Origin of the sequence: Paraburkholderia lebeckiae (assembly GCF_050436325.1) — a bacterium.
GTDB classification, from domain to species: domain Bacteria; phylum Pseudomonadota; class Gammaproteobacteria; order Burkholderiales; family Burkholderiaceae; genus Paraburkholderia; species Paraburkholderia tuberum.
In genome coordinates this window covers 3,454,661-3,479,908 of the sequence record NZ_JBNDLZ010000003.1, presented here as the reverse complement: position 1 = coordinate 3,479,908, position 25,248 = coordinate 3,454,661, and the positions used below count along the sequence as shown (strand labels likewise).

The window sequence follows — 25,248 nt, the reverse complement described above, 5'->3', positions numbered from 1 at the left end:
TTATGCCACCTGCGGCCACAACGCTTCCGCGAGGTCGTGTAGCACGGCATCCAGCTTGCCGCCGAGCATCTTGTCTAGCTGTTTCGCGCCGCCATCATTCGCGAACGTGCTGTTTACGAACTGCTGATCAAGGACCACTTCGTGTGCAAGCTGCTTCGCCAGTCGCCCCAGCCAGTTTCGCTGTACCTGCGTCCACTTGGTGAGCTTATAGATGCCTTCCATCGCGCGAGCTACGCGCTGGTCGAACGGAACGAGGGCTTCACCAAGCGCAGCCTGTCGGATGTAACCCACGATGCTGGCAGCAATGTCCTGGTTGGTCTGGTTTCGCCAGGCGGTTTTGATCCTTGCCTCGTTGAAGCCGTGCTGGTCGAGCAGCAGGCGAACTTCCTTCAGGTCCGCGCGCGTCAAGTCCTTCGGTCGATTCACGACTACGGCCAACGCCGCCGACTGATTGATCTGCTCGTGGATGAAGTGGCTGAAGCTATCAAGGTAATCTTCAGGGCGTCCGTATTCGCCGTAGCTCTGCTCGCGCGATACCAATTCGTCCGCATGCTCGGAGATGATTTGCATATGGCCAGTTCCCACAAGTTGCTTCACCTCGGCGAGTTGCTCCAAAAGCTGCTTATGCTCGCGCACGAAGTCCGCCGCGCAGATCGGCCCCAGCGAGTGCAAGTGCTTGTGAAGCTTACTCGGAGGCACACCCCAGGTCTGCTCAAGTTGTGCAAGCCGCTCGCCAAGGGCGGGCCGTTTCCCGGCTGCGTATGTGGCCTTCCGAAGCACACGCATGAGGCCTTGACTGAGCGCATCAAGTACATCGTGAGCGTGCGTGCGATCAGGCCCACTACCAGGCGCAGCCAAGCTGGCAGGGTCAGCAAGCTCCTCGATCAACTGCTCCATTGTGACGTTCGGGTCTTTCACCAGCGGCTTCATCGTCGTAACGTCCTGAAGCGCGGCGTAGATGTCTACCGGGTCGTAAATCCTAAAAACGGTCTTGCCGATCTCATCGCATCGGCGAGTTGCACGCCCGATCATCTGCTCGAAGAGGATACGGGAGCGCACCCGGCGCAGGAACACGAGATGGGATATGGTCGGAACGTCGATGCCGGTCGTCAGCAGATCAACCGTGATGGCAATGTTCGGAAACTTCTCGTTCTTGTACAGGCGAATCAGCTGTTCAACTTTGTCCGAAGCACCAGTGATCTTCTTGACCGCCGCCTCGTTATACGAATCACCCCACACATCCCTAAAAGCTTCGTTGAGCAGGCGCTTGACCATCTCGGCATGCAAATCGGTGGCGCAGAAGATGAGCGTCTTCTCGTCGCCGAACGGATCCAGCTCCTTCGCTAACTGGTCGCAGATGACCTTGTTGAATTGCTCATTAATGACGCTCTTATTGAACGCCTCGACGCTGAAGTCAACCTCGTCGTCCAACTCCGACAGCTCTATCTCGCCTGTCGACGTGTTGATGGCTGTTACGGTCTCGCCCTTCTGGAAGTGAATGCCATTCTTCGACAAGAGGGTTTCGTAACGAATTGGCGGTTCGTGGTCGATCAGCCAATCGTCAGCAACCGCTTCACGATACGAGTATGTATAGACGGGTTTTCCGAAAATCTCGGTCGTGTGCTTCGCGGGTGTGGCAGTCAGCGCTACCTTTACTGCGTCGAAGTAGTCCAGCACGCGACGATAGCTCGACAGGTATTGACCTTGGTCGCGCATCACAAGCTCGCCTTCAGTCATCTCTTGATCTAGCGTATAGCCTCGATGCGCCTCATCCACAATTATGCAATCGAATTCATCGATGCCCGGAGGAGTGTCGGACTGGAAGACGCGCCGGACCATTGCCTGCACAGTTGCAATCTGTACGCGAGTCTCGGCTTCGGCAGACATATCGCCCAGCTTCGCGACGTTGTAAATCTTCGAAAGCGGCTGATTCTGCTCAAGCAGCGCTTCCTCGAATGTATCGGTCGCCTGTTGCCCCAAGGCCGTGCGATCTACGAGGAACAAGATCCGCCGAAAGCGCTCCGCCTTCAACAGGCGATACATGAGACCGATGATGGTTCGCGTCTTGCCTGTCCCGGTCGCCATAGCAACGAGGGCCTCGCGCTGTCCATCGGCAAGCGCCGTCTCGACGGCCTGAATCGCTTTCACCTGATAATCGCGTAGCTTCAGGTAGCCGAAGCCTTCCACTTCAAGCTTTGCTTCGGCGTCTTCCTTGCTCCGCTTCAGCCGGTCGAGCAACCCTGCCGGTTGATGGAAGCCTGCCAGCGGGCTCGAAAGATTCGAAGGTGCCCTTACATCACGGAACCATGTACCGCTCTGCTCGGCAAGTTGCTTGATGTAGGGGCGACTATTGCACGAGTACACGAACGGCACTTTAAAGGAGCCTGTCTGACCATCCGGCCACGGCCCTGCCTGTCCTTCCACTTGCCACGGTGCGATGTGATCGGGGGCAAGCTTCAATCCGCGCGAATACCGCTCCGCCTGCTGGATCGTATCCGCCACGCCCTTGCTTTGCTTCTTCGCCTCGACGATGGCGATAGGCATCATGCCAGCGAAGAGTACGTAGTCGGCGGGACCGTCGTGGGTAGGCCATTCCGCGATGGCCTTGTTCTTTCCCAGTTCAGGGCGCACGCCCTTTGCGTATGTTAGCTCGACCGTGTCCGCATCCCATCCCGCTTCCATCAATTGCTGGTCGATGAGAATACGCGTCAAGTCCTCCGATAGCACGAGCTGCTTCGTAGCCTTCTGCGTGCTGACCTTCGCCTGAGTAACCTGCTTCGCATCGAGCTGGTCCTGAAGCGCCTTCAACTGCGCGTCGAAGGCCTGCTGCACATTCTTCAGCGCCGCTTCCTGTTCGAACGCCAGTTCCTTGTAGGTCTTCGCCTCGACGTCCATCTGCAACGCGAGCGTCTCGTACGTCTCCTTCTCCTGCGCTACGAGGTCGGCGAGATGCTGGCTGCTTTCGAGGGACTGGGACGCGCTCTTCAGTTGTGCTTTAAGCTGGTCAATCTCGATCTGGAGATAGCGCAGGTGTGTGCTGGGGTCCTCGGGGGGCACGAATGGACCTGGCTTGAATGCCGTGCCTTGCTTCCCGAACGACGTTTCGAACCAGATTGCGAGCGCGCGGGCGATCTTCAGGCCGTCCATCGCCTCCTTATGCTGAGTCTTGAATTCGTGAGTGGCCTTGTTGCCCTCGACGCGGAGTGTGTGGAACAGGCCACGGATCGCTTTGTCGAGGCCTGCCTCTCGGTCAAGCTGAAATAGCAGGTCCGCCTGCTTCGTAGTCTGATCGAACTCGACGCCAAAGCGCGAGGCCAGGTCTTGGGCCATCGCCTCGCCGAACTGACGCAACTTTATGAGGGTCGTATTCGGGTCGCTGGCGAAGGTCTGCTCAGCGGCAGCGCCGAGCTGGGCGAGAAGCGGCGAATGCTCGGCTAAAAAGCTGAAATTCCCAGTCTGGTTCACGGCTCGTGTGATCGGTCGTTATTGTCTGAGGAAGTTTACGCGAAACGTGCAGGAATAGAAACGTGTGCGCCGCTTCGACAGCACCGCGAGACATCCGTCGGTCCGACCGCGCAGAAATACAGTGTTGCTGTCCGCATCGGTCATTCGCGACAGGCTACAAGGGAGAGAACTGTACTGGTTGCACGACTGCCGCGAACGGCAATCCTCGCGAGACGGCTTTAGTCCGAGTTCGGCCAGTTTCTGCCGCTCGTCCAACTCGCAGGGGTGGTCATTGGAACGACCGCTCCGCTCTGGAGCCTGACAGCCAAACCAAGGAGGTGCGTCGGTCGCTTGTGTCCGTTGTAAACAGGAACTGGGCGGCAGCATGACGAGTGTCGCACAGGTAATGACCGGGCCAGATGAATGACTGCATTGCACGCGTGCCGGCAACAGCGGTCACCTTTGAAGCGAAGAGGGGATTCTGGTGACAGGAATTGAGGGGGTGCTGCCATCGACCACAGAGCTGTGACGGAGGGCGTAGCTGGCGTCAGAAGTCGTTTTGCAACGGCCAGGTGAAAAGCTTAAACTCTGTCGTCGGCAACGCGACCCTAGTATCTTTCCTACACCTTGCTCCTCGCGACACTTGCGCGGAGGGCTGAGAACAATGGAAGGCGCACCCATAATAATTATGGACTACAATGGCGGCAACTGAGAGAGAGTATCCTAGACCGAAATCATCTGTTCTCAAGTGGAGTATTCAGCAGGCGGGACGATGGGTGCGGAGTGCGGCAAATTTGGGGACGGTGCAGATTGCTTTCGTTGATCATGCGTTGACCCGGTCCAGCGAGCGTGCTATTTCGCAAGATGAGGCAGTGGCATGCATCTGCAAGGGGCGTGCTTCGCGTTGGGAGCAACACGATCGTAGCGATGGTTCGAACATGCATTTGACTCTTTCGTTGGAATCGACGATTGAAGTGATTGAAGTTGTGGTGGCGCTGTCGGATGAAGATCCAGATTTGTGGGTAATAACTATGTGGACGCGCAAACCGAAAAGCGGCAGATAAAATGGAACGGTTTAAATACGAAGGATTATTGGATAACGTTTGGCTAGCAAACGGATTTCTAAAGAAGAATACACCGTATGGTTCTGCCACGGTGATAGAGGAAATTCGTGCGTTAGGGATAGGCGTGCTTGCGGCCGTGCTAAGGCAACCTGCACGTTTGAACGGCGGTGCCATTGCATTTCTGCGGACAAAATTGGACATCACGCAGACAGAATGCGCCGAGCGCCTCGGTGTGAAGGAGCAAACCGTATCTCTATGGGAGCGGGGTCGGCATTCTATTCCACTGGCCGAGGATGTTTTGCTAAGGTCACTCGTTATCGAGCGCCTCGAATCTGCGCAGATGGATGCATTGGGTAGGGTGTCTATTCTCGACCTGACAAGACTTGCTGCGCCGCAGCATCTATTGAATATCGTTTTTGTGCGGGAAGACTCTGCATGGAAGCCTGCCTATGAATACAGCGTGGTGAACAGTTTTTCTGTAGCGAACGTGACTATTAACGAAGTTGACGTGGATGCGACGTGGTTGGATCTGAGCTATTTAGACGTTTTGGATAAGCAAGTTCACTCGGATCCAGTAGTGCAGTTTGTGCGTTGCGATGCGCTCAAAAAGGGTGTTACTTTCAATGTTGAACTAATTGATTCGTCCTTTACAGATGAGTTTGAGGACGTTGTACCCGACCTGCAGAGAGTTACGGTTACCTCGGGCGTTAATTTAAATCATACTTTCCACTAAATTATGCAGCCTAGCATTAGTGCGGTCGTGCGAGATTTGAGATTAATCTCCGAATCTCTTAATGTTTTGCTTGATGACCCTGAGACTGCTAATTTGAAGTCAAAGACCCATGTGAAGCTGAATTTGGGTGTGACTTCAAGGAAACGGTCTGGCACGCAGGAAGATGAGATAATTTTGACGCTGAATACCGTGATTGATGTGAGTGGGGCGGAAAGCGATGTTGCTGTTTTGCAATATCGGAGCGTTCACAGATTAGCACTTAATGTTTCTAGCTATGTCGGAGTCGAGAATATCGAGAGTCCGCCGGTGGATGCGTTGCAACCTTATATAACTCCCGCGTTGTTGATCGCATTGAACCGTGCCGAACACGGATTGTTATCACTGGGAATGCCTACGCGCCTTCCATATACACCTGACTTCCAAGAGAAACTGAGCGCAGCGGTCAAAAAACAAGCGACGGAGAAGGCTAGTGGCGGCGCTGCTAAGAAAGCGGTAGCTACAAAAAAAGTCAGAAGGAAACCTGCAAAGCCGTGACCGATTTCATGGTCTCACGCAAACGGCCCAAAGGGGCCGTTTTGCTATGTGGTCGCGTTAGGCCGTGGTTGCTATGGCCGATGATCCGCCGAGCGACTAGCGGGAGTGAATGGCCGCTGTAGTTTGGAAGCTGTCGAATATGTGGTGCTGGGCCCACTGTCGGCTCCGGGTCGAGGCCGTGTGAAAACGAATGCATAATGCGGTGCTCGAAAAAATTGACCCTCCAGATCGCTCTGTGTTGGCCTAGTGGCAACTCGGGAAGGGTAAAGCGACACCCAAAAACCGAGTACTTTTGCGTTTTCACACGGCCTCGGTCGATAGGCGACCGATGCTGGGAGGGTACACAGGTTGCTGGTTTCGTGCGATGCATCATGCAACACCAGCATCAATCGCGGAATTCGAATAACCGGGTTCTTTCTTCCGCCCGATCGCCGTCATGCAGCCGCGAACGCATTGGGCGACGTCGGTGCATCACTCAGCGTCAGCAGCGAGGTGGCTCGTGCCACAGTCTCCTTGGTGGCGATCGGTTATTTGCGGTAGCGCTCGTCTGCCACAGCTTCCACGAAGAAGCCACTGAGATGGTGGACTGGATGGTGGACTATTCGGAAATGCACTGCCGAAAGCCCCGCCAATACTGAATACTGGGCGGACACCGCCTCCGCCAGAATCAACCAAAAACCCCTGTAAAGTCAGCGACTTACGGGGTTATGTTTTTTTCGGCCCGTCAAATAGCCCATCATCCGGACTACGCTAGGGCCGAAGGGGCTCCGTGCCGACTCGCGGGAATCTCCCGTACCTTGTTGGAACACCCAGGCCGATCGTATCCTGCTACGATCATTCGCAACCGTTGCCGACTTTGGCAACCGGAGACTGAAACCGCGCCTACATCGACGAATCGAAAACCGGGCACCCTACCCGGCTGGCGCGACCCCCGTTATTTATTCATAGAGAGCGCATTCAGGGAACGCGATGTCCTCATTGGACTGGTTCAAGCAGTGGTTCACTGCTAAGCGAAGCGGCGGATGCGATTGGGCTCTTATTCAATGAAGACAACATAAGCGAATCCGATGTAGTCGATTGCGTGAAGCAACGACGCTTGCCTGCGTGGTGGGACTCAACGGGTCGATACGCTATGCCGGTCGGCCGCATTTGCGGATTCATGCCGTATGGAGCGACCCGCACGGCAGCACATCTTGTACGACACCAAGGGCAGATGGGACGGGCAGAAATAGTCAAGCAATTTACGGGTGAAATTAAAAGAATTCAGTCCGAATCTTGGCATCAGCAGTCAGAGGTCGTCTCGATATTGGAGGGCCGTTTTCAACTTTACTTTGACGGTCTAGTGCGGCGAAAAGAAGTATTTGAAGGCGAGCGAAAAGGCCGCGTCATTTTCGAGGACGGGATACTCCTGCACGGTGTAGACGGAGACGGCAACGAATGTGTGTTGCAACTCTTGCGGCAAATCCCCGGCCGGCCCCCCGGCTCGAATCGCGCCACAGATTTTATGGTGGACCTTGAATTCCCGTCCGAGAACGAATTTCAGTTTGACCGCGCCAGCCTTGTCCATCTACACAAAAACTATCACGTCGCCGATAGTACGCCAGAGGATATTCTTGGCGAACGAGAGCGGGAAACACTGCTTCGTCAAGTCGGAGCGCTGGCGATGGTCATCGCGGCCAGGCTGGGGCGTTAATCAGCGCGGCGGCAAGCCAAACGCCAAGCAGATCGCTGACGCAGCCAGTGAAATTCTGAATCAGTTGCCCGATGCAAACCGCCACGGCCTGAGTCCGTCAAGTATCCGCGCCAACATCAAGACCGGGATCGATTTGATAAACCGATAGGCGATGTGCCAGCTGGCAACGAGTTTTGCCAGCTGGCATATGCCCCACCGAACAACACGTGTAATTCGGCCATGTGTTCCGGGACGATCCCGGAACCTCCACAACGGGATGAATATGGCCGAACTCTTTCGCAACGCGCTTGCAATCATGCGGCGCAAACAGGTTGAACGTGAGACAGGGCTTTCGCGTTCGACGATCTACCAACGCATCAAGGACGGTACTTTCCCCTCCCCTGTCCCGCTCGGGCCGCCGGGGAGCCGCTCCGTTGGGTGGCGTGCGGGCGACATTGACCGCTTTCTGTCCGACCCGGCTGGCTACCGTGCGAAGGACGAAACCATGGCCGGATATCTGCAAGGGCCGCCCGATGACGCCGACGTGCTTGACGCCGCGCGCGCCGAATTCTGGGCGCGCTGGCGCGGCGAACTTCCCTCCTACGCCGAATCCCGCCGCCTGGCGTCGGGGGCGCTTCGCATCGCAGCGGCTCCGGTAGCGACACCGATGGAACCGGCGAGCATTGCTGTTATGGGCGGGCCGCGCCGCCGCAAGGCCGAATCGATGCTCGCCCGGTTCGAAGCCCGGTTGGCGAAGGAATTCGCCCGTTGCGAACGCTGCATGTCGCCGGAGCAGTGGCGCGAGCATCGCGCGTGGATGGAAGACAACGCGCGATGCTGTCTGTGGGAAGCGCTGTGAGCTTTTGCGCGGACTGCTGGCCGATGGGCCGGTGCGTGCGCGTGTACTGAAAGCCGACGCGAACGGCGCGGGGTTTAGCTGGAAAACGATGCAGCGGGCGGCGTCCCGGCTTGACGTTCAGCGACGCAAGATCGGTATGAAGGAAGGATGGCAATGGGCGTTGCCGAAGAGGACAGCCACCGACGAGGAAACTAAGAATCCCAACACGAAAACGGTGTCTCCCTCGGATGCGCTTGTCTCCTTCGGCTCTGGCGTGGCTTTGCGGACTGCCCCTTATGACGGATTTGCCGAAGGGGACAGCGGACCTTGTTTGTCCCCTTCGGAGCCGGAGGACCCGGACCGGGGCGGCGCTCGTGAAGGTGGCAGCGGAAAAGATTCGGGCGACGACGATAGCAGCATGCAGGATTCGGTATGAACGCGGCCCAGATCGTGGAACGTGCCACGGCGATGCGTGTGCGCCTGTGGATTGAGGATGGACGCATCAGCATGGAAGGACCGGCGCGCGCGGTCGCGACGATCAAACCCGAGATTGCGGCACACAAGCCGGAGATTCTGGCCTACCTGCACGGCGGCGCGCACGCGCAAACCACGCCGGGGCCAGCCGTTAGCGCGCCGCCAGGCGCTGACGTGGCCGACGAATGCGCCGGGGCATTGATCGACCCGGACTGCGGTGCGTACCTGCCGTGGGGGCCATACCTTGCAGCAGACAATGTGCGGCGGCTGCGTGCGGAACTGTTCGCGATGATAGACGAACTGGCGCACGCCGAAGGCTGGACGCGCGAGCGCTACGCCGACACGATGGGCCGCGCGGCAAACGGGCCGTTGTCGGACCTGTTGCCGAACATCGCATACTTCCGTGCGCAGGTGATCGAGTGCCGCGCTCAGGCGGAAACGCGCGCGCTGCCGGCGGCACGTTCATGGCGGCTGCAAGGGCTCGACGACCGGAGGGGGTGACGTGGCAACCAGAAAAGCAGGCGTGGCAAAGCCGCCACCCGGAGCGCATGACCGGGACGCGCTGAAGGTCACGGACCCGCGCTATACCGACCCGGTAAAGCGCGACGCGATGCTCGCATCGAGTCCGCTGGCGCGCGGCGCGGTGACGGGCCGCAAGTACAGTGAGGGGAGATTCGGCGCGGACACGGATCTATCCGAGTACCTGGCCGAGCTTCACACGCAGGCGAATGCGGTGAAAGGCGGCGACATGACAGGGCTGGAAACGATGCTCGCCACGCAGGCCAACACGCTCGACATGATCTTTAACCAGCTTGCCCGCAAGGCAGCCTTCTGTGAATACCTGAACCAGTTTCAGGCGCATCTGGCGCTTGCCCTGAAGGCGCAGGCGCTATGCCGCGCGACGCTCGAAGCGCTTGCCGAAATGAAGAACCCACGCCCGCTGGCGTTCGTGAAGCAGGCGAACATCGCGAACGGGCCGCAGCAGTTGAACAACGGGGCCGCGCCCGAACCTCGCGCGCGTGGGAAAAGCGGCGAAGCGGCGAACGGACTATTAACGGACGATCATGGGACGACACTGGACGGCGGAGCAGCGGGTAAAGCAGGCCGAAGCAATCCGGCGCTGGAAGCCGTGGGAAAGATCAACGGGACCGGCGACTGACGCGGGGAAGGCTGCGGCGAAGCTCAATGCGCTGAAACATGGAATGCGCTCGGCGTACTGGCGCGACGAACGGCGTCGCGTGAATGAACTGCTGAGTGAGTGCCGGGAACATCTGTCGAAATACCCCTCCCGCAAGCAGCGGCAATAATTCGGAAATTATTCGAGTACGGCGTCCCTCTTTTAGACTGGAAAGGACCGATACAGCGATATACGTATGAATGCACGGACATAGAACCGGATTGCCATCCAAATATAATGGAGCCGCCATGAACCATCAAATAAAGACGGAACAATACGCTGTCACTACGGTGCAAATCAGGTGCTTACATATCGCTCGGCACCTGGCTCGCACCGCTCTGGGCAAAACTGGCCGGGTGCGCCGCTAAGCTCCGTTCCGTTCGGACTATGCTGATGCGCACGCGGCGCCGCTCTTTCTGCTTGCTGCGAGCTGGGCCAAGCCGTGTGAGGCGGTATTGCGCATCGCGTCCTAGCGACTGATTCCAGCGTCGCTTTGGCTTTCGCCATCCCGGTTTGACCGCCTTATGAGCCGCTTTGGAGACGCGTCCGTCAATTCGCTGCGGCGCACCTTTACTATGTCCTTCGACGACGCCGGCGACATTAACGATCTGAGATGGTTTCCGGCCTATAACCCCATTTCAACTCAGCCTGCGCGACCGTCGAAGTACTTCTGTTCGCGCGTGGCGCGGTCGTCTGCTACGAGCGGATCTAACGCCAGCGCGACAACTTCCACGCGAAGTTTGGTAGCTACGCGCGGAAGAAAGAATCAAAAGCTCACTCAATCGCTAGAAACGAATCGATTTCATAATTTCTGACTCCAGTGCGACGAACTGCACGTTGTATGACTTTAAGTATCCGCACATCGTGCGACGCGCTCGACTGATTTGCACCCCATCGATACGGAGGCCAATCATTCAAGCTTGAAACGATAGTACTCTCAGCCTCAAGGGACTGCAAAACCGTGCTCAAAAAGGCGAGCCCTCGAATGTAATCATCCTTAAATATTGAAGTGCCGTCTGTATAAGTAGCGTATCGAAGCGCGTTTGGAAGATGCATGACCTCATCGGCCTCATCCATAAAGCTCGCTAGTCGGCTCCAAAAATCATAAGGGAAGCTTTGCGTAAACACCCGCGATTGCATTTCAGTCATAGAAGCGGGAAGCGGTTGTGCTACATCTGGAGCCGGGTACAGGGATCCCGTTCGGATCACCCGTTCTGCCCAATTGGCGGTCGGCTCAAGCAGCCACGACCTCTTGAACCCCATGTATCCGTACTGGTATAGATGAAAAAGTTCATGGGAAACAACGCTCCATGACCCCGGGAATTTATCTAACCTACTGGAAATATCAATTCTTATCGAACATGCATCGCCCCTTTGCGGGACTGCGGAATAGCTCGATGGCTCGCTGTAGGCCAGTCCATTCCCGGAAATATTTCCCAAATTTATGTCAATGTATGAAGCGGCTCGATAGCGGGCGCTCTCAAGAGGATCACGAAACGCCAGAAGATTGAACGCTTTTCTGGCCGCAGCTGCCTGCCGCGCTACGTTTTCAACGTAGTCGGGCACTCCGTTGGAATTGACATCCGTTTGATCGACAATCTGATTATCGCCACTACGCGTATAGAATACTCTTATGCCACTTCCCTCCAGCTCATATTTTTCCGTGAGGGACGGTATAAAGCCTGTCGACACTCCATCGATTAGACATGGGTTTATTGACTGGGAATTGACGCTTTCGGTGAAAAATAAGCCCCCAAAAAACAGAGCAAGGCCTGTTTTCTGAATTCTTCTTCCAAGTGACATTAATGAGCTCCTTATTTTTATTCGATCTTCGAGGACGTTAATGATACAGACGAGAGATTTGTCAATTTCGCTCGACGGGTGCTACTGAAACACTCCTACCGAAAGGTCGGCGAGTCGGAGTAGCGATTTCTGACTCACCTTAGGCTGATTTAGATTAGAGGCATTCGGAATTTCTTCATTGCCTCAATGCATCTCCGAACGGTTCGTTCACCGCTGCCTCATGCGGTCGAGCGCAGCGGTACATGGTACTCGGCGTGCTGCATCAGGGCGCGGCCACCGTCGCGACACTGACCTGCAACGCGGCGCGACCACGCAGGCCGGGCGAATCCGCCGCCAGCTTGACCGCCTGCCGGAGGCGCCACGCGATGCCGTGTGCAACTGCCGCTTGTCCCGCTGCTCAGGTCGATATGCCGATCACGAATGGCGCGAAACGCCCGATATCTCACGCTCCCGAAGCTGCCTGTCAAGCCTCCTTCAGATTGCCCATGAGGCGCTGGACGAGCAATCGAAACGAGCCAGTTAGTTCGCTCTCTGCATCTTCGAGCAGTTCGGGTACATAACGTGGGGACTACGACTTGACCTGCAACAAGTCAATTTCCTGAAGCGCCCGGCGCACATCCTTCTCCGACTGCCCCCGGGCCAGCAACGATGCCGCGCGCTTGGCATGTTCGGCCAGTAAATGACGCTGAGGCGGTGCAGCATGGGCATAGATGTGGCGCGGGTTGAGCCCGATAGTGCGCAAACGACGCACGTAGTACAGCTGACTGTAAAACGGAACACTGCGATCCTCCGGATCCGAGATCACGTAGATGGCCGGCATCGGGTCTCGTCGGATATTGCCGATTTCGTCGACGGGGTCATAGTAGGTCGTGGCATCGTCGAGAAGCTTGCCAGGAATCTCACGTCGGTACTCCCAATAGGCCGTGACCTGTTTGACAGAAACGAGGCCGGAAGAGAATACGCCGGCCTCGATATCCGATCGCTTATTGAGCAAAGCGGCCGCGATCTGACCGCCCCCGGAGTGGCCAGCCAGGATGAACGAGGAGATCTTGAAGTCCTCCTTCAGGACGTCCAGTGCACGGTTCATCAACTCGATCTCGCGCGGCCTGCGCCTGAGGTTGTGGTCTCCCGAGGAGCCATAGATGCCTGGGCGAGCAAGAAAGATCGCAGGGCGCTGGGCCTCGGCTGACCACGCCGCCAGGTCCTTTTCGATCTTCATCGGCGAGGCGGCCACGTAAGCCCGGCTAATGTGCCTGGCGCCTTTCGAGGTTCTCAGCATGACGTCACCACTGAAATAGACCAACGCGATTGAGTTCTCCCCATCGCCAAATCCGTGGGCGTAATACCTGATGCACTCGCCGCTGCCGTCCACTTCGATCCACAACCCGTTGGGCACGCGAGCGCAGTGCTCGGGGGAGCTAAAAGCGCCGTTGAGCGCCTCCGTCACATCAAAGCGGTCGCTCTCACGCGTGATGCGCAATTCCTGGGGTTGTGGTTTCTCAAAGGGACCGAGAAAATTTTCATCGCGGTGACTGCCTGCTGACAGTCCCCCGATCCCAAAGGCAACGAAGAGGAATTTAGAAATCCTCCAGCGCGCGACGCGCCACCTACGATGCATGTAGATTCTGATTGAACGCATAAATATCGATGCAAGGGCCCTTGCGCTTCATTTGGCCGGCGGGAGCGTGAACCTCGTGCCGCCACTAGCAGCCTGCATGTCGCTGGCGTCCCGGTAGATGTGCTTAGATGCCGAAGTCTGCTGATCGTTGAGATACTTCAGGTACGCCACGAAGCCCGACAAGTAGTGCTCCACGTCGTCGATGCGCACCCGGAACCCGTGGTGTCGAATGAAGAAGCTGCCCACCACCCGGGCGGGGTTCTTGAAAAACATGGCCAGCTCCGGGAAAAAGTGACCGGTCATCAGATACCTGGCGCGTTGTTCGAGGGCGTTATAGAACTTGTCAAGATCGAAGCCTTCCAGCAGGTGTGAGAGTTCCGGCGTGGACTGCAAGCGTGCGATCATTCTTTCGGCCGCCATCATCAACTCCAGCAAGGTGGGAAAGGTGGTGATGCGTCCGAGCACGAAGTCGAGGTGGTCTCGCACGTTGTCCAGCCCGAAGCGGAAGTAACGCGCCTCGGGCTTGTAGAGAGTGAGTTCGTTGACGCAATAGCTCAGCCAATGGTCATGCGCCTTCCAGTGCTTGGCTTCGATGAAATAGCCAAAGGCCCGCTCCACCGCCTGGAGCCATCTCGGATCCTTCGTCAGACCGTACAGTCGCATTAGGCCGAACGTGGCTTCGCCATCGTAGTAGATGATTCGGTTTTCTTCCTTGACGCCCAGATCGGGATAGTGAAGCACATGCACGAAGCGCCCCGTCGACGGGTTTTGCATGTGGAGGATGCCGAGCGCCAATTGCTCGAGAAGCGGCACGTACCTAGTGTCGCCGGTGAGCTCGGCGTACTTCGACAGAGCCAGCACGCACACCGCATTGCCGCCGAGCTTGATTTCGTCTCCCGTATCCACAAGGAAGGCGGCGTGCGCGCCCGAAGCAAGCGTCACGTGATGTATGAAGTGCTCAGTCAGGTGGGCCAGCGCCTTGTCGATCGCCGCCTTGTGCTGAGGGTCGCGCGTAAGTTCCCATCCTTCGAGCAACGCATAGGTCGAACTGGCATGCCGCAAAGTGTTGTACGTCGGAATGGCGCGATCGAAGCAGGGAAACCACCCATAATGGTACTTGCCCGATGAAGTGACTTGTCGTGCCAGGTACGCTGTGCTCGTGGTAATCACCTCTCGCACGCATGTCGCATCCCACGCCGGCAACATGCGATGACCACGGTTTCGTCCGTGGTGCTCCACGCGGTGCAGTGCCTTGCCGTCGGTAAAGACTGCTCGGGTTTCGAAGAGCCACACGCGATCTCCTGGCTGTGTGGGCCATTTCAGTTCATGTCCGAATCGACGCTGGCCATAGCGCCTGAGATTGGCCTCATTCGGCGTTGCTTCGTTCTTGGTCCTGTCGTACAGCACCGCATTGGCGCCGATCTCGGGCTCAAGCATCGCTACAGAAAATGCCTGGTCAAAGGCAATCCCGAAGCGGAAATAGTTGCGCTTGGTGACGGCAAGGCCTTTCGCCAAGGTCTCCCAGGTCATCTCGTGCACCGTGTGAACCATATCTACGCGCAGCCAGAGCACTGGCAACGTGGTGTCATGGCGTTGCCATGCGTTCAGTAACTGGGAGCCTCGCCGCCAGGCCGAGTCGAACTCCTTGCCGCTCGCGACAACGACATGTGCTCGATCCTTGCCTGTGCAGGCGGAGATGAAAAGTACCTGGGACGTACTTTCGGCATCCGGCGACACCGCACGGCATTCTTCCCAGATCTTGACGGCGGCCGGGCGCGCCATGGCCAACAATTGGCTCAGTCTCATGAGACTAATCTCCTTACCACTGGACGTAATGCATACTCGGCCCGTCGCACAACAGCTCGCGGGAGCAATCGAAGCCACGGCGGAGGAGGCCATTCAAACTCGGACGCGCCATCATGCTGCTGCGCCCGGTGCCGGCCGCAGCAGGCGAGTGACGACTTGCGTGAGGCCGATGCCGTGGGAGCTCTTGACCAGCACCACGTCGCCGTGCTTAATCCATGCATCCAATGCCGGCAGCAGGGCGTCCACGTCCTCGAACCACTGCCCCTTGATATCCCCATGCAACCGACTGGACAGAGCGTGCGTCAGCTTTCCACACAGCAAGACCCGGTCGGGGCGCGCCGCGCGCACGTCGGCTTCCAGGGCCAGATGCATCGCCTCCGCATCCTTGCCGAGTTCAAGCATGTCGCCCAGCACCAGAACTCGTGAAGCGTAAGGCACTTCTTTGGGGGCGGCGTCCGAGAGTACCTGCAGCGCGGCACGCATCGACGCAGGATTGGCGTTGTACGCCTCGTCCCAAACCTCAATGTTCCCGTTCGCATGAACTGTGCGCACGCGCCGACCGCGTCCGGGCAAGGGCTTGAAACTGGCAAGCTGCCGCGCCACCGACGACGTGGGCAGGCCCATCGCGGCAGTTGACGCCAGCACCGCTGTCGCGTTCATCGCCATGTGCCGGCCGGCGGCACCGAGTTCGAAGTTATGAACCTCCCCGAAGACGTCGACGCTGACTGTTGAGCCCTCAATGCGGATCAACCGCACATCGCAGTCCTTGGTACTTCCAAACCGCACAACGCGAAGTCTCGCCGCCTGGGCGCTGGACTCGAAGATCGGGAACTCTGGCATGTCGGCATTGATCACCGCAATGCCCCCAGGGGCCATGCCGGTATAAACTAGAGCCTTCTGCCGTGCGATCTCGGCCGTGTCGCCAACGCGCGCCACGTGGGCGGGTGCGATAGCCGTGACGATGGCTACATGAGCCTGAATTAGCGCACTGCATGCTTCCATGCGCGCGAACGCTACCTCCTGAACCCAGAAGCTGGCGTTCCGGTTCATCGAAGCGATATTCCACCCGATTCCGAAGAGCGAGTTCGCAGTCGTTTGACTGCAATCGCTCGGGCCCACACCGCTCAGCGCATGGGCGGCCATCGCGACCGTGGACGTCTTGCCTACGCTGCCCGTCACGGCGATGACCTGCCCCCTGAAGCGTCTGCGGCTGTCGCGCGCCAGTGCTGCTACTGCTTCGTTCAGATCTTTCACTTCCAACAGCGGACCGCCCCAATGGGCTTGGGCTTCGCCGGTTTGCGCAATGCTGCCCGCAGCCCTTGCCATCAGCCGCTCGAGTACGTGAGGCCGCAGACCCGAGGCCCCGGCCCGCGCGAGCAACATCTGCGTTTTGCGGAACTGGCCCTGTTCTGCGCAGATGCCGTCGCATCGCCATTCAGCGGAAGGCGGAGCTGTTCTCCAGCGTCCTTGCGTGACTCGGGCGAGTTCGTCGGCGTTCCAGCCATTTTGAATGTGCATCCTCAGCCATCCATCGAACGGGTGAAGAGACTCAGGTCCACGGCGGGTTTGTCTGCGCGCGTGACCGGCAGTCGGGGTTCGGCGAGCATCTCGAACGCCGGATTCTCGCCTAGGCCCATCAGCAGATGCACTCGTTGCGATGCTTCGTTGCTGCGATTGACAGCTCGATGGTTCACGTCCACCCGCACCAGAAAGGCAGATCCGTCTGCAGGCAGATGAACGCTCTCGATGCTGCCGTCGGCGCGCTGCCACTCGAAGAAGCAGTTAGGGTTGGTAATGATGGGGACATGCAAGCGCCAAGTTTCCGCGTTCGCATCTTTGTGTAGCGGCATCTCCGCGCCCTCGCTTTCCAACTGCATGATGCGCGCCCGATAGGGCTTAAGCCCCCCGCGGTTCAAAGTATCAATGACATGCATCAGGCAGCCGCTGCAAGCCGCGGTGGGCGTCACGCCACGCACGCTGGGGCCTCCTGGCGCAATACGCCGGATACCGTCGTCCATCGCTCCATCGCGGCTGGTCACTGCCCAGCCCACGTAGTCGACCCTGTTGTCGCGGTACGGTGTCGAAGGCATCTTCTGGATGCGCTCGATGAAAAGCGTACGCAGCGCCTCAGGGTCCGTCTTGAAATTTTTCAGACGCGCGAACATGACATCTCTTGACTGCTTCATAGGCTTTCCTGATTCCACGGTTTCCAATTGGCGGTGAGGACGGCGCCCCAACATCGGTGCACGCAGCGATGAGGCATAGCGTTGTGCGACCTTCCCCGACTCAGCAGCGTCGCCAGCGCGGCGCTTGATTGATTCCCCTTTGCATCCGAAGCGATATCGGCTTGATTCTGGGTTTCATTGTGGCGAGGTAGTGATGCTCACTGTACGTACAAAAAGACTGGCTTTCGAATATATGAAAACTGGGCCCTCTCCTTTTTCCATCCCTCGCTACCATCGTATGTATGTTCAACGAAGTTAGCAGAATGGGCCTTCGGCTAACAGAGCAGATGGGAGCGTCAAAAATTGTGGGTAATCGCAAGACCCGCGCTCGCGAATTCGGCTGCAATGCACCGGACGCACGCGGATCGATGATCGACGCGGCATGTGCGACCTGATCAGCAAGCAGCACGACTGGCGCGAATACATCACAACCATCATGACGGTGGCAGTGATACGCACGCACATCGGACGGCGCGCATCGCCACCCGGCCGGATATCTTCGAAGTGTTCGCGACTTCTCGCAGCCTCACCCTGTGAGAGCCGTGCCAGAATTATTTTTTGCACTGACGGCATGTTTTTCAGTTCTCCAAAGCAACTGAGGTCCCTCCTGGCAGCCCCTGATAGACCCACCCAAACCGATTATTGCCGCGGCAACAGGAAGATTGCGCGAAAGCCTATCTCACTCCGGCAGACGTTCGCAATCCTTCTCAACCAGATTTGACATTAAATCATACTGGTCCTATAAACCGATCAGGATAGCTATGCGAAAACGGCTCATAATCACCTGAAAATATTATTTTGCATCACGAATGATTATCGGTTTCATGAATCAACAGCGGACGCGCGTCACATTAGGAGGATTAGTCTCTAAGTTCGAAGTGCAACACCTTGAATGAGGTAGGGTGTTGCGATGAAGAAGAACTACAAGCATTTGAGTGCGGAAGAACGCGCGGCGATCATGATCGAACATCGAAAGGGCGGCAGCATAAGAACTATTGCGGGGCCTGCTGGGGCGCAGCGCTTCGACGGTGTCGCGCGAACTGGCGCGTAATTGCAGCGTGGACGCGCCGCGCTACTGTGCGACGCAGGCGGCCTCGGCCTATCGGCTGCGTCGTCGGCGCTGCGTACGGCCGCACAAGTTGATCGAAGGCAGCGCGCTTTATCGGCATGTGCATGATCACCTGGTCTACTGGCGCTGGTCGCCGCAGCAAATTGCTGCCAAACTGCGGGCCATGTATCCAGACGACCCAAGTCAGCACGTCAGCCACGAGACGGTCTACGCTGCCATTTACACCTATGCACGTGGCTCGCTGAAACCGGCCATGATCGCAGCCTTGCGCCAAGAAAAACCGGCGCGCGGGAATCGGCGCACGACGCTTGCTGGCGGCAGCTATGTTCCCGAGGATTTGCGCATCCAATATCGCCCGGAGCAGATCGAGCAACGGTTGTTGCCAGGGCACTGGGAGGGCGACTTCATCAAGGGTGCGTTTAATCGTTCCGCCGTGGGCACGCTGGTCGAACGCAAGACGCGCTTCGTGATTCTGTGCCGCATGGATGGCTGTACGGCCAAGGATGCGCTGGAAGGCTTCTCGCGGCAAATGAAGAAGTTGCCGGCCTTTCTTCGCGAAAGCCTGACCTACGATCGGGGAACGGAAATGGCCTGCCATGTCGAGCTCTCCAGGCGGCTCAATATCGATATCTGGTTTGCTGATCCGCATACGCCCTGGCAGCGCGGCAGCAATGAGAACACCAACGGCTTGCTGCGTCAGTTTCTGCCAAAGGGCACAGACCTTTCGACGCTCTCGCAGACCCAACTCAATGACATCGCCAAATTGCTCAACGGGCGACCTCGCCAGACGCTCGGCTGGGACTCCCCCGAGGAAGCAATGGCTAAAGAGTTAGAGAAGGCCGGATTAGCTAAACGTTGCACTTGACTCTTGAGACTGCCCCGTCACCGCTTTCTGGCTCGCCATTACAATCTTGTCCCGCGTACACTCGGTTAGCGATAGCTTCCTCGTTCGCTGGATGGTCCTTGGTCCTTCCATATTCTTTCGCCTCTTCTGGATGTTTCAAGAAATGGGAGAATGTTCCTGTAGTAAGCGCCTCGGCAGCATAATTAAGCTTTCGTTGTATAGCAGCAAGGCCGAACCTGTTTCCTGCTTTACCTGAGCAAAGAAATGCTCTCTTCGGAGCGCATTATCCAATCTATACAACGTGATATGCGCATTCAGCTCATCAACAACTTCTTGAAGCGTGTTTGCTAATGCATTGGCGAAAATGTGCTGAAGCATTGACAACGTGAATTGAAACATCGATGCGAAGTTAGCTCGAAGTGAACCGCCCCGGATTTGGTGGAGGCTCCAACTCTTGAGAAAATGGAGCCATGAACAAGTCGAACAGATTTTCTACTGAAGTCCGGGAACGTGCAGTGCGCATGGTGCAAGAGCATCGGGGCGAGTATCCGTCACAGTGGGCGGCGATCGAATCCATCGCCCTCAAGATCGGCTGCACGAGCCAGACATTGCTGGGGTGGGTCAAACGAGATGAAGTCGATAGCGGCGAGCGCGAGGGCGTGAGCACGTCGGAACGCGAACGTCTTAAAGCACTGGAGCGCGAAGTCAAGGAACTGCGCCGCGCCAACGAGATTCTGAAACTGGCGAGTGCGTTTTTCGCCCAGGCGGAGCTCGACCGCCGCCTGAAGTCCTGAAGGCCTTCATCGATCAGCATCGCGACACCTTCGGGGTCGAGCCGATCTGCAAGGTCTTGCGGATTGCCCCGTCGGGCTACCGGCGCCATGCTGCACAACTTCGCGATCCGTCGCGCCGCTGCGCTCGTGCTATACGCGATGAACGACTGCGGTCCGAGATCCAGCGGTCTGGCAAGCCAAAATGGGGGTCTACGGAGCGGATAAAGTCTGGAAGCAGATGAACCGGAAGCGTATCGCGGTGGCTCGCTGTACTGTCGAACGGCTGATGAAGCAACTGGGTTTGCGTGGCGTGATGCGAGGCAAACGTATTCGCACGACCATTTCCGATGCGGCGGCCGCGCGCCCGCTGGATCGGGTCAACCGGCAGTTCAGGGCAGACCGGCCAAACCAGCTCTGGGTTTCTGATTTCACCTATGTCTCGACGTGGCAGGGCTGGCTCTACGTGGCCTTCGTGATCGACGTGTTCGCCCGACGGATTGTCGGTTGGCGCGTCAGTTCGTCGATGACTACAGACTTCGTTCTGGATGCACTTGAACAGGCACTTTATGCGCGACGCCCAGGCGGCGATGGAACATTGATACATCACTCCGACAGAGGCTCGCAATACGTTAGCATTCGCTATAGCGAGCGACTGGCCGAAGCGGGCATAGAGCCCTCGGTTGGTAGCCGTGGCGACAGTTACGACAACGCACTGGCCGAGACAATCAACGGTTTGTACAAGGCTGAACTGATTCATCGCCGCACCTGTAAAACACGGGAGTCCGTCGAGTTGGCTACGCTGGAATGGGTGGCCTGGTTCAATCATCATCGATTGATGGAACCCCTCGGCTACATCCCGCCTGCTGAAGCTGAGGCAAACTACTATCGGCAACTTGAAACGCCGGTCGCCGAATCCGCATCAACTTAAACCAACCAGCCTCCACGATTTCCGGGGCGGTTCAAAGTGCAATAGGATGAATGTGAAAAACCTCCGGAGCGGGGAAGCGCGGTACTCTTGCCTTCACCTCATCCCACCACACGAGCTTATCGATCCGCTTCTGCTCTTCCTCGTGCTGCGACTTTGGCCCCGTCTGCTTCTCCAGCTCGGCGATGAGCTGCTTCCATTTTGACGGGTTCGCCCACTCGCTCTCGGCGCGGAAACTCCATCTCGTGCCGCACGAGGGCAAAGCCCGTACTGTAGGGAGCCTGACACGGCGCATTGCCGCCGTCCATTGCCAGCTCGCTGACCGGGTAGTCCTTGTTGGCGCGGTAAGCGATCAGCACGCCGTCCGCAATGCATCGCACTCCGGCGTCAAGGTCCAACGCCTGCCCCGCGCCGGCCTCGGTGATGTGAACCCCGCCGTGCCACATGCCCTTGCGGCTGACGAGATACGCGCCGGACGGCTCGCTTGCGGCGAGCAGCCGGTAAATATCGTGCTCATCGGTGAACTGGGCTGACGATCGGGCATTGCCTTGCGCCTTGCGCAGCAAGGGAAAGGCAAATGCCAGTTGCTTGAGGCCAGGCGGTGGTGGCGTTTGCGGGTTACGCGGTACCGACTTGCTCGTCACGGATTCGGTGCACTCCGTATAGATGATGAGGTCGCACCACCTTATGACGGATCGAGAGCCAGCATCAATGCGTCGCGCTCTGAATTTATGCAAACGATTGTCAAATGAAAATTTGCCGCTTCCCTCCGGCCGGTGGCCTTTAGTTGTCCTCTACCGGTCGAGCTTGTCTCGGGTCGAAGTCCGCCAGCCGTGCGCTGCCGTTCTTGAGTTTCCTTGCGCGTCGTACCGCCGTCGCGCTTCGTCAACAATGTATTGCCATTCGGTTGATGCGGCTCAACCAGCAGTTCGCCGAGGTCGTGGCGTTTCGTCGCGACGCCAAGCCCGCCACGCATAAGACCCAATTCGTTGTGCAGCAGCGACACGCGGGCCTTTGCCGCGCCGTATTCTGTCGAACCCGGCCGAATGAACCTCACGGACTGCGCAGCGGCGGCGAGCGCCATCACGAGGTGGGCGCGCTGCGGTTCCAGCGCTTCGGCAGTTGCTTGTCGAGCTGGCCGCGCCAGCGCGCCGGGTTGTCGCCGCTGCGGTGGCCGCGCACCGTCACCCAGTCGAGAACCGGTTCGATGCGCCCGCGAAGGCGCGACGCGTTTGGGCTTGCGTCGCGCACATCGGCTCCAGCACCTTCATGACGAGCGCGGTTCGACGGCGGCGAGCGGAAGTTCACCGAATACCGGCCCGGCGTAGGTCCTGATGGTGTTCGTCCACTGACTGACCTGCTTCGCGTTCTTGCAGCCGTTGCGGTGAGCGTCGATATAGGCCGTCGCGCACGCGGCGAACGTCATGCCCTTTGCCTTTTCGACCTTCGCCGCTGTCCGCTCGCCCTGCCGGGCGTCGAGCGGACCAACGCCGTCAAGTAGCTGGCGGCAGCATTCGAGCGCACGCTGGCGGGCGTCAGCCAGTCCGACAGTGCGCAAAGGTCCGACACCAATGTAGCGGGCGCGGCCTTGGCGCATGTAGCGATACAGCCTGGGACTTGACGCCCGCCGTCGCGATTTGCAGATACAAGCCATTGCCGTCACAGTAGTAGTCGCCCGCCTCGGCGGTACGATCAACGAATGCGTGGGCAACTCGGCTAACTGCCGTAGCCATGAGCCAGATTCCGTGGCACTCCAACCCCGTCAATTCTCATGAACGACGGGGTTTTGTTTTTGCGACTCTGAAAACGCCGTCGGTTTGGAACGTGTTGAATTCAAACCGTCCGCCTGCTCAACACACTTCAGGCAGGCATCGAAATGCGAGCGGAAATTCGCGTATTCCGTTCCCACCATCACGAACTAAACCATCGCCACCGCCTCAACCTCGATCTTGAACCCATAGTGCAACTGCGGCACCGGCACGACCGCGCGCGCCGGCCTTGCCTCGCCGGCCCAGCCCGCATAGATCTGATTGAAGCTCGCCCAATGTTCGACATCGACAACATACACGCGCACCTGCACCAGTTGCGCGACGCTGCTGCCGACGCTTTCGAGCGCCGCCTTCACATTGGCCAGAACCTGTTCGGCCTGCGCGTCGAACGACGCATCGGCGAGCTTTTCGCCTTGCGCGTTGATCGGCAATTGCCCGGACACGAAGACGAAGCCATTCGCGACCGCGACATGACTGTAGTGGCCGCCGGGTTTCGCCAGCGCGGCCGGATTGTCGGTATGGGGCAAACGTAAGGCGTGCGTGCTATCGGTCATCAACCACTCCAGAAGTGAAAATCTCGGAGCGATTCATCGCCGTGCTTCATTCCGCACGAACCCGCGCAGGACGCAACACGCATCACGCGCCCGCCATCTCGAGCTTTTCGCGCGCATCAGCGCAACGACGATTCAGATCGCGATGCATCAACTGGCTATCGAGCAGAGCCGATACATCCGTCAAACCGTGATCAAAGCGCAAGAAGTATTCGATGTCGGTGTAATCGTAATAAGCGCCGCTGTCGGCCAGCCGTTGCGCTTCGGCGAATGCGGCAAATTGCCGTTCGCCGTTCATCAGGTCTTTGATCGCCATGAATGCCGCTCCGAGGAACAGTGACTTCATCATAGCAATGCACACCGCGACGCACGGTGGTGCGCGCGCAACACCAGGTGTTTTCCGGAGACGCGTCCGATGAACTCACGCGTCGGCCGATGCCCACCGCCGGAATAGCACGATCGTCATCCAGTTTTCACGCCGTTTTCACAGCGCTCGCGCAGTGCTCACCCTCGATATCCGAACAACGCGCTCACACAGCCGCAACCGGCGACTTCGTCCCGTGCCAACGCATCACGAGCATGCGTCCGACAAAGCACAGACAGCCCGCCACGCCGACCACGATACCCATGCCCTTCGGCGTGCCGTCCTGCCACAGTCCGACCGCGAGGCTCGCCAGTGCGCCGAGCGCGAGCTGCACCGCGCCGAACACGGCCGCCGCGGCGCCCGCGTTGGCGGGATAGCGATGCATCAGATCGGTCGTGCAGTTGGCGGACAACACGCCCACCACGCTGACGACGAAGAACAGCCCGAACACGATCGACCATAAGCCGCCCCACCCCGTCAGCGACACGACACACACGAACAGCGACGCGACAAAGCTCACGATCGCCGCGAACGAGATGATCGGCACCGGCCCGAGCCGGCCGACGAGCCGCGTGTTCAGGTAATTGCCGAAGATGATGCCGACAATGTTCAGCGCGAACAGGAATCCATAGTGCTGCGCGGACACGTGGAAATACTCGATGTATACGAACGGTGTCGCCGTGATGTACGCGAACATCGACGCGAACGCCATGCCGCCGCACAACATGTGTCCCCACGCGACCGGATCGCGCAGCAGCGTGCCATACGCGCCGAACGACTTCAGCAGCGCCGACTGCGCGCGCATCTCGCGCGGCCACGTCTCCGGCACCTTCAGGAATGCGGTCACCGCGCACACGGAACCGAACAGCGTCAGCGCGACGAACACGGCGCGCCAGCCGCCCAGCAGCAGCAACTGTCCGCCGATCAGCGGCGCGAGCAGTGGACCGATCGCCGTGACGATCGCGATCATCGACAGGACGCGCGCCGCGTCGCCCGGCTCGTGCGCGTCGCGCGCGATCGCGCGAGCCAGCACCGACGCCGCGCCCGCTCCCAACGCCTGCACGAAGCGGAAACCGACCAGCGAGCCGATCGAGACCGACAGCGAGCAGGCGATGCTGGCGAGCGCATACATGATGATGCCGCCAAGCAGGATGGGCCGACGGCCATACGTATCGGACAGCGGACCGTACAGCAGCATGCCGATCGAAAAGCCGAACATGAAGCTCGTGAGCGTCGATTGCGCGGCGCCCGTGCCGACCGCGAATGCCTGCGCGATGGTCGGCAGGCTCGGCAGATACATGTCGATGGAGATCGGCCCGCACGCGGCCAGCGCGCCGAGCAACAGGATCAGCCGGCCATCGGGCCGGCGTCTGACGACGTGAGACATGGGAAATCCGAATGGAACGCCGCGCCGGCATCGGCAGCGGAACGGGTGAAGCGGGAACGGCCATCAGTTGACCGGCTCGATTGTACGCGACGGTTAATCCGCTGACCGCGCTCGTGGCCCGCTGCGTGGACGTTGCGCGACAGCGCCGCGCGGCGCAATCAGCCTCGATCGGTTAAGC

21 protein-coding genes, 3 pseudogenes and 1 other annotated feature are annotated in these 25,248 nt (G+C 58.5%); of the genes and pseudogenes, 10 read left to right on the top strand and 14 right to left on the bottom strand.

The window, feature by feature from the left end; genetic code table 11:
* Nucleotides 1-3,465, bottom strand: coding sequence for a type I restriction-modification system endonuclease (gene hsdR, locus OKW44_RS34030; protein WP_018421486.1), 3,465 nt, complete (start codon nt 3,463-3,465; stop codon nt 1-3).
* A gap of 677 nt (nt 3,466-4,142) precedes the next feature.
* Between hsdR and OKW44_RS34025 the strand changes: the two genes are divergently transcribed.
* From OKW44_RS34025 to OKW44_RS33990, 8 genes are all read left to right on the top strand, one after another.
* Entirely contained in the window at nt 4,143-4,508 is a 366-nt protein-coding gene (locus OKW44_RS34025) for a DUF4258 domain-containing protein (RefSeq protein ID WP_084754164.1), read from the top strand.
* Between the two features lies 1 nt (nt 4,509).
* Nucleotides 4,510-5,241, top strand: a complete 732-nt coding sequence (locus OKW44_RS34020) for a helix-turn-helix domain-containing protein (RefSeq protein WP_018421487.1) — start codon at nt 4,510-4,512, stop codon at nt 5,239-5,241.
* Between the two features lie 27 nt (nt 5,242-5,268).
* The gene (locus OKW44_RS34015) at nt 5,269-5,775 is read left to right on the top strand and encodes a hypothetical protein (RefSeq protein WP_162633994.1); all 507 of its coding nucleotides are present in this window, start codon (nt 5,269-5,271) and stop codon (nt 5,773-5,775) included.
* A gap of 1,132 nt (nt 5,776-6,907) precedes the next feature.
* A complete protein-coding gene (locus OKW44_RS34010; RefSeq protein WP_429412298.1) occupies nt 6,908-7,468 on the top strand; it encodes a hypothetical protein in 561 nt (186 codons plus the stop codon).
* Nucleotides 7,469-7,730: 262 nt separating this feature from the next.
* Nucleotides 7,731-8,306: an AlpA family phage regulatory protein gene (locus tag OKW44_RS34005; protein WP_084754179.1), complete on the top strand. Its 576-nt coding sequence runs from the start codon at nt 7,731-7,733 to the stop codon at nt 8,304-8,306.
* A gap of 4 nt (nt 8,307-8,310) precedes the next feature.
* Nucleotides 8,311-8,721, top strand: coding sequence for a hypothetical protein (locus OKW44_RS34000; protein WP_018421490.1), 411 nt, complete (start codon nt 8,311-8,313; stop codon nt 8,719-8,721).
* Nucleotides 8,718-9,260, top strand: coding sequence for a hypothetical protein (locus OKW44_RS33995; RefSeq protein ID WP_018421491.1), 543 nt, complete (start codon nt 8,718-8,720; stop codon nt 9,258-9,260). The genes OKW44_RS34000 and OKW44_RS33995 overlap by 4 nt, the downstream gene beginning before the upstream one ends.
* 22 nt (nt 9,261-9,282) lie before the next feature.
* Nucleotides 9,283-9,918, top strand: a complete 636-nt coding sequence (locus tag OKW44_RS33990) for a hypothetical protein (protein WP_018421492.1) — start codon at nt 9,283-9,285, stop codon at nt 9,916-9,918.
* Nucleotides 9,919-10,710: 792 nt separating this feature from the next.
* Here OKW44_RS33990 and OKW44_RS33985 read toward each other — a convergent pair.
* The 6 genes and pseudogenes from OKW44_RS33985 to OKW44_RS33960 all read right to left on the bottom strand — a co-directional run bounded on the left by OKW44_RS33985 (nt 10,711) and on the right by OKW44_RS33960 (nt 17,349).
* Nucleotides 10,711-11,739, bottom strand: coding sequence for a hypothetical protein (locus OKW44_RS33985; RefSeq protein WP_162633995.1), 1,029 nt, complete (start codon nt 11,737-11,739; stop codon nt 10,711-10,713).
* A 441-nt stretch (nt 11,740-12,180) separates the two neighbouring features.
* Nucleotides 12,181-12,301, bottom strand: a pseudogene (locus OKW44_RS33980) (IS110 family transposase); the annotation flags it as partial.
* A gap of 6 nt (nt 12,302-12,307) precedes the next feature.
* A complete protein-coding gene (locus tag OKW44_RS33975; RefSeq protein ID WP_018421493.1) occupies nt 12,308-13,378 on the bottom strand; it encodes an alpha/beta hydrolase family protein in 1,071 nt (356 codons plus the stop codon).
* 27 nt (nt 13,379-13,405) lie between these two features.
* A complete protein-coding gene (locus OKW44_RS33970; protein WP_018421494.1) occupies nt 13,406-15,163 on the bottom strand; it encodes an AGE family epimerase/isomerase in 1,758 nt (585 codons plus the stop codon).
* 111 nt (nt 15,164-15,274) lie between these two features.
* Complete coding sequence (locus OKW44_RS33965) at nt 15,275-16,681, bottom strand: UDP-N-acetylmuramoyl-tripeptide--D-alanyl-D-alanine ligase (RefSeq protein WP_018421495.1); 1,407 nt, start codon at nt 16,679-16,681, stop codon at nt 15,275-15,277.
* Nucleotides 16,682-16,683: 2 nt separating this feature from the next.
* Nucleotides 16,684-17,349, bottom strand: a complete 666-nt coding sequence (locus OKW44_RS33960) for a cupin domain-containing protein (RefSeq protein WP_113061945.1) — start codon at nt 17,347-17,349, stop codon at nt 16,684-16,686.
* 949 nt (nt 17,350-18,298) lie between these two features.
* Here OKW44_RS33960 and OKW44_RS33955 point away from each other — a divergent pair.
* Both OKW44_RS33955 and OKW44_RS33950 read left to right on the top strand, forming a co-directional pair.
* Nucleotides 18,299-19,322 (top strand): annotated as a pseudogene (locus OKW44_RS33955) (IS30 family transposase).
* A gap of 449 nt (nt 19,323-19,771) precedes the next feature.
* Nucleotides 19,772-21,002, top strand: a pseudogene (locus tag OKW44_RS33950) (IS3 family transposase).
* Nucleotides 20,050-20,166 (top strand) — a sequence feature (AL1L pseudoknot). Its footprint overlaps the pseudogene before it by 117 nt.
* A gap of 116 nt (nt 21,003-21,118) precedes the next feature.
* Here OKW44_RS33950 and OKW44_RS33945 read toward each other — a convergent pair.
* The 7 genes from OKW44_RS33945 to OKW44_RS33915 all read right to left on the bottom strand — a co-directional run bounded on the left by OKW44_RS33945 (nt 21,119) and on the right by OKW44_RS33915 (nt 25,070).
* Nucleotides 21,119-21,643, bottom strand: a complete 525-nt coding sequence (locus OKW44_RS33945) for a hypothetical protein (protein WP_239499138.1) — start codon at nt 21,641-21,643, stop codon at nt 21,119-21,121.
* A gap of 41 nt (nt 21,644-21,684) precedes the next feature.
* The gene (locus OKW44_RS33940; protein WP_162633996.1) at nt 21,685-22,086 is read right to left on the bottom strand and encodes a hypothetical protein; all 402 of its coding nucleotides are present in this window, start codon (nt 22,084-22,086) and stop codon (nt 21,685-21,687) included.
* Nucleotides 22,083-22,250 carry a phage integrase central domain-containing protein gene (locus OKW44_RS33935; protein ID WP_018421502.1) on the bottom strand — a complete coding sequence of 56 codons (168 nt, stop codon included), beginning with the start codon at nt 22,248-22,250 and terminating at the stop codon, nt 22,083-22,085. The genes OKW44_RS33940 and OKW44_RS33935 overlap by 4 nt, the downstream gene beginning before the upstream one ends.
* A 16-nt stretch (nt 22,251-22,266) precedes the next feature.
* Nucleotides 22,267-22,596 carry a phage integrase central domain-containing protein gene (locus tag OKW44_RS33930; protein ID WP_018421503.1) on the bottom strand — a complete coding sequence of 110 codons (330 nt, stop codon included), beginning with the start codon at nt 22,594-22,596 and terminating at the stop codon, nt 22,267-22,269.
* A 321-nt stretch (nt 22,597-22,917) separates the two neighbouring features.
* Nucleotides 22,918-23,322, bottom strand: a complete 405-nt coding sequence (locus OKW44_RS33925) for a RidA family protein (RefSeq protein WP_018421504.1) — start codon at nt 23,320-23,322, stop codon at nt 22,918-22,920.
* Between the two features lie 82 nt (nt 23,323-23,404).
* A complete protein-coding gene (locus OKW44_RS33920; RefSeq protein ID WP_026225987.1) occupies nt 23,405-23,635 on the bottom strand; it encodes a hypothetical protein in 231 nt (76 codons plus the stop codon).
* A 214-nt stretch (nt 23,636-23,849) separates the two neighbouring features.
* On the bottom strand, nt 23,850-25,070 hold the full coding sequence (locus tag OKW44_RS33915; RefSeq protein ID WP_018421506.1) for a Bcr/CflA family multidrug efflux MFS transporter: 1,221 nt from the start codon (nt 25,068-25,070) through the stop codon (nt 23,850-23,852).
* Nucleotides 25,071-25,248 lie beyond the last annotated feature (178 nt).